This window comes from Psychrobacter sp. 1U2, assembly GCF_051847575.1.
Window position 1 is genome coordinate 1 of record NZ_JBPYDC010001422.1, and the last position, 604, is coordinate 604.

General features: G+C 37.9%; 1 pseudogene. It reads right to left on the reverse strand.

The annotated features are described in order from the left end of the window. Window positions 1-259 (reverse strand): annotated as a pseudogene (locus ACS8FD_RS22435) (outer membrane lipoprotein chaperone LolA); the annotation flags it as partial. Window positions 260-604: the final 345 nt, after the last annotated feature.

Sequence of the window (604 nt, forward strand, 5' to 3'; positions counted from 1 at the left end):
TCATCGAACCTTTAAACGTGCCATTGGTTGCGCCTTTAGTCGTTTGAGTGAAGTTGGCAGTCATGCTTTTAGTATTGGTTAACAGCTTGTTTAAGCGTTTGGCTGCGACCAAATTGTCAGCAGGGGCCGCTGTGGCAGACTGAGTCAATGCTACCATTGGGGCTGCAACACCTAACGTAGTCATTAATACACCAGTCAATGCACCGCTCATCATTTTTTGTTTTACTGTAGTAGATTTTACTTTAGTAGATAAAGTCATGATTTTTCCTCTCGTAGTAAAAATAAAATATCAATGAATATAAAAGTTAGATCATCGCGTTTTTGTTGTGTTCATCTATTGCACAAGATCATGTGCAGTGTGAGTTATCGCAATAAGCCTATGAATATCGTAAGTATACAACTATATAATTATAACAATATTTAGTAGTGATCTAACCGTCAGTTATCAGCTGCTTGTTTGTTTAATATCGCTTCAACTCTCAACAAAATAGTACTAATAACCAATGAGCACAGTGTGCCAGTTTTTTTATTACACGCCTAGTCTTCAATTGCAATCAATACTACGCCTGCCATACGCGCTTGTAACGGCAGTAGTTACACTACT